At 72.0% G+C, this 4,666-nt stretch carries 3 protein-coding genes; 2 read left to right on the forward strand and 1 reads right to left on the reverse strand.

Going from position 1 to position 4,666, the window contains the following annotated elements; genetic code table 11:
- Positions 1 to 25: 25 nt before the first annotated feature.
- Positions 26 to 985 (reverse strand): GlxA family transcriptional regulator, encoded by a 960-nt coding sequence (locus FPZ41_RS44975; RefSeq protein WP_152870517.1) that lies wholly within the window; start codon positions 983 to 985, stop codon positions 26 to 28.
- A 202-nt stretch (positions 986 to 1,187) separates the two neighbouring features.
- Here FPZ41_RS44975 and FPZ41_RS44980 point away from each other — a divergent pair, with 202 nt between their 5' ends.
- Together FPZ41_RS44980 and FPZ41_RS44985 are read left to right on the forward strand one after the other, a co-directional pair.
- A complete protein-coding gene (locus FPZ41_RS44980) occupies positions 1,188 to 2,054 on the forward strand; it encodes an SCO6745 family protein (RefSeq protein ID WP_152870519.1) in 867 nt (288 codons plus the stop codon).
- A gap of 160 nt (positions 2,055 to 2,214) precedes the next feature.
- Positions 2,215 to 4,593 (forward strand): Tex family protein, encoded by a 2,379-nt coding sequence (locus tag FPZ41_RS44985; RefSeq protein WP_322621538.1) that lies wholly within the window; start codon positions 2,215 to 2,217, stop codon positions 4,591 to 4,593.
- Positions 4,594 to 4,666: the final 73 nt, after the last annotated feature.

The raw sequence follows: 4,666 nt of genomic DNA on the forward strand, positions 1-4,666 counted from the left end.
TATAAGAGACAGGGCTTCGGGAGGCTCAGCGAGTGGGGGCGGGTGCCGGGCGGAAGCGGCGCCGGTACTCCGCCGGGGCCGCGCCCAGCGTCCTGAGGAAGGCCCGCCGCATGGCCTCGGGCGTGCCGTAGCCGCAGGCCCGGGAGACCTCCTCGACGCCGTCGGCAGTGTCCTCCAAGAGCCGGCGGGCGTGTTCGAGGCGGACGCGGTCGACGTACCGGCCGGGCGTCATGCCGGTCTCGGCCTGGAAGGCGCGGGCGAAGTGGCGGGGCGAGAGACGGGCGCGGGCGGCGAGCGAGTCGACGGTCAGGTCGTCGCCCGGGTGCTCGGTGATCCACTGCTGGACCTCGCGCAGTGGCTCCCGCCGGGCCGTCTGCGCGGCGAGCTGGGCGCTGAACTGGGCCTGATTGCCAGGCCGTCGGAGGAAGACGACCAGGTGGCGGGCGATGGAGAGCGCGGTGTCGCGGCCGAGGTCCTCCTCGACGAGCGCGAGGGCGAGGTCGATGCCCGAGGTGACGCCGGCGGAGGTGGCGACGTTTCCGTCGCGTACGTAGATGGGGTCCGGGTCGACCTCGGTCGCCGGGTGGTCCCGGGCCAGCTTGTCGCAGTAGGCCCAGTGCGTCGTGGCCCGGCGGCCGTCCAGAAGGCCCGCCTCCGCGAGCAGGATCGCGCCGGTGCACACCGAGACGAGGCGTTCCGCTCGCGGGCCGTGCTCGCGCAGCCATGCGACGAGGTCAGGTGCGGGGCGCCGGGTGCCCTGGCCGCCCGGGACGAGCAGGGTGTGCGGGGCGGGGGCGCCGGCGAGGGCATGGTCCGGGACGAGCGTGAGGCCGCTGGAGGTGCGTACGGGGGCGCCGTCCAGGGAGGCCGTGCGGATGCGGTAGGTCCCGGGGCGGTGCAGGTCGGCGCCGTGGAAGACCTCCACGGGCCCCGTGACGTCGAGGCTCTGCACGTCGTCGAAGAGGACGACCAGGACGGTTCGCATGTCTCGATTCTTGGCGGGCCGGGCGATGGCCGCAATGACGGGTTCCCCACCTTTTCCGCCATGGGTCTTCTGCCGCGGGTCTTCTGCCACGGGTCTTCGGTCATGACTCTTCTGCTGTGAATCTTCTGCTGTGGCCGGGTGGAGAGGCAGTGCGACGGCCCCGGCCTTTCATGCATACCAACCAGTCAGTAACCTCTACGCCATGACCACACCTCTCCCCGAGCGGGCCGGCCGGCGCTGTCACAACGTCCTCAACCCCCTCCACTCGACGCACTACTTCTCACCGGACCTCGGGCGCGAGCTGGCCGCTGTGGGGGTCGAGGACCCCGGTGCGGCGTACTTGGCGGTGCGGGCCGCCGCGCTGGGACCGGTGGGCGCGGGCGTGGTGACGGCCACGTTCTACAACTTCCGGCACGAGCTGGTGGCGCGGCACGTGCCCGCTGTGTGGGAGAGCGCGTCCCCGTCGGTCGTACTCGCCGCACGCGCGCGTGCCGTGGACGCCACGTTGCGGCGGCTGCTCGGCGAGGAGGTGCTCGCCGCCGAGGAGTTGACCGAGGCTGCGGAGCTGGCGCTGCGCGCGGCCGAGGCGTGCGCCAGGACCGCACGCCCCCTGTACGCCGCGCACGCCGACCTGCCGGTGCCGGACGAACCGCACCTCGCCCTGTGGCACGCTGCGACGCTGCTGCGCGAGCACCGGGGCGACGGCCATCTGACGGTGCTGCTCGACGCGGGCCTGGACCCGGTGGAAGCCCTGGTGAGCCACACCGCAACGGGCAAGGGCATGGCGCCGAAGTGGGCGTTGCGGACGCGCGGCTGGACGCGGCACGACTGGGACGCCGCTGAGGAACGGCTGCGGAAGCGGGGCGTGCTGGACTCCGAGGGCGAGCTGACGGAGACGGGTGTCGCGCTGCGCCAGGAGATCGAGAACGAGACGGACCGGCTCGACCTGGCGCCGTACGAGCACCTCGGCGCCGCGGGCGTCGAACGGCTCACCGAACTGGGAGGCGCGCTGCTGGCGACGCTTCTCGCGGCGGGCGCGTTCCCGGAGGGCATGCTCGGCAAGGGCTGAGGCGGCGGAGATTCCGCGCCTTGGGCGATACCTCGGGGGCGGCGCGGCGCGGTGGACGGGGTCGCCGGCGCTGACCGTACAACCACGCCCTGCTCTGCAGTTGTCGGTGTCGCCTGCCACAATTGCCGCGCAACCTCAGTGAAGAAGGCGGTACGGGATCGTGACGACACCCCTCGTAGGGTCCATCGAAGGCAGGATCGCCGAGGAGCTCGGCGTACGGGAGCGGCAGGTCAAGGCCGCGGTGGAGCTGCTCGACGGCGGTTCGACCGTGCCCTTCATCGCCCGCTACCGCAAGGAAGCGACCGAGATGCTCGACGACGCGCAGCTGCGCACGATCGAGGAGCGGCTGCGCTATCTGCGGGAGCTGGAGGAGCGGCGTACGGCGATCCTCGACTCGGTGCGCGAGCAGGGCAAGCTGACGCCCGAGGTCGAGGCGCAGATCCGTGGTGCCGAGACCAAGGCGCGGCTGGAGGACATCTACCTGCCGTTCAAGCCGAAGCGGCGCACCAAGGCGCAGATCGCCCGCGAGGCGGGGCTCGAACCGCTGGCCGAGGGGCTGCTGGGCGACCCGGCCGTCGAGCCTCTCGCGGCGGCAGCGGCGTTCGTGGACGCCGACAAGGGCGTTGCCGACCCACAGGCCGCGCTGGACGGCGCGCGGGCGATCCTCACCGAGCGGTTCTCGGAGGACGCCGACCTGATCGGCGAGCTGCGCGAGCGCATGTGGGTGCGTGGGCGGCTGTCCGCCAAGGTGCGGGAGGGCAAGGAGGAGGCGGGCGCGAAGTTCTCCGACTACTTCGACTTCGCCGAGCCCTTCACGGAGCTGCCCTCGCACCGCATCCTCGCCATGCTGCGCGGCGAGAAGGAGGAGGCCCTCGACCTCGTCCTGGAGCCCGAGGAAGCCACGGACGGCCCGTCGTCGTACGAGGGCATCGTGGCCAACCGCTTCGAGATCGCCGACCGAGGGCGCCCCGCCGACAAGTGGCTGAAGGACACGGTCCGCTGGGCCTGGCGCACCCGGATCCTCGTGCACCTCGGCATCGACCTGCGGCTGCGGCTGCGGACGGCCGCCGAGGACGAGGCGGTCGACGTGTTCGCGGCGAACCTCCGGGACCTGCTCCTCGCCGCCCCCGCGGGCACGCGTTCGACGCTGGGGCTCGATCCGGGTCTCCGTACAGGCGTGAAGGTCGCCGTGGTCGACGCGACCGGCAAGGTCGTCGCCACCGACGTCATCTACCCGCACGTCCCGGCCAACAAGTGGGACGAGGCCCTCGCCAAGCTAGCGCGGCTCGCCAAGGAGCACGCGGTCGAGCTGATCGCGATCGGCAACGGCACCGCGTCACGCGAGACGGACAAGCTCGCCGGTGAACTCATCAGCAAGCACCCGGAGTTGAAGCTCACCAAGGTGATGGTGTCCGAGGCGGGCGCCTCCGTGTACTCGGCGTCGGCGTTCGCCTCGCAGGAGCTGCCCGACATGGACGTCTCGCTGCGCGGTGCCGTCTCGATCGCGCGCCGGCTCCAGGACCCGCTCGCCGAGCTGGTGAAGATCGACCCGAAGTCGATCGGTGTCGGGCAGTACCAGCACGACCTGTCCGAGGTGAAGCTGTCCCGGTCGCTGGACGCGGTGGTCGAGGACTGTGTGAACGGCGTGGGCGTCGACGTCAACACCGCCTCCGCGCCACTGCTCGCCCGGGTCTCCGGCATCTCGTCCGGCCTCGCGGAGAACATCGTGGCCCACCGCGACGCGAACGGCCCGTTCCGGTCCCGCCCCGATCTGAAGGGCGTGGCGCGGCTGGGCCCGAAGGCGTACGAGCAGTGCGCGGGCTTCCTGCGGATCCGGGGCGGCGACGACCCGCTGGACTCGTCGAGCGTGCACCCCGAGGCGTACCCGGTGGTCCGGCGGATGGTGAAGCAGTCGGGCGCCGAGGTCGCGTCGCTGATCGGCAACACGTCGGTGCTGCGGTCGCTGAAGCCGAGTGCCTTCGTGGACGAGGCGTTCGGTCTGCCGACGGTGACCGACATCCTGAAGGAGCTGGAGAAGCCGGGGCGCGACCCGCGGCCGGCCTTCAAGACGGCCACCTTCAAGGAGGGCGTCGAGAAGATCTCCGACCTGTCGTCCGGGATGGTGCTGGAGGGTGTCGTCACGAACGTCGCGGCCTTCGGTGCGTTCGTGGACGTCGGTGTCCACCAGGACGGGCTGGTGCACGTCTCCGCGATGTCGAAGACGTTCGTCAAGGACCCGCGGGACGTGGTGAAGCCCGGTGACATCGTCAAGGTGAAGGTGCTGGACGTCGACATCCCGCGCAAGCGGATCTCGCTGACGCTGCGGCTGGACGACGAGGCGGCCGGGCAGGGTGCGGCGTCCTCCTCCGGCGGTGGGCGGCAGCAGCAGCGTGGAGGGCGGGCGCCTCAGCAGCGGCAGCGGCAGGGGCGTGGTGGCGGCGGCGGGGGTGGCGGGACGCGTCAGGCGCCTGCGCCGGCCAACAGTGCGATGGCGGATGCCTTGCGGCGGGCGGGATTGGTGGATCCCAAGCGGCGGTGAGGTTTCGGCGGGGGCTCCTTTCGCCCCCGCCGCCCCTACCCGTCCCGTCACCAGGGGCTCCGCCCCTGCGACC

This window comes from Streptomyces acidicola, from assembly GCF_009377235.1.
Lineage (GTDB): Bacteria > Actinomycetota > Actinomycetes > Streptomycetales > Streptomycetaceae > Streptomyces > Streptomyces acidicola.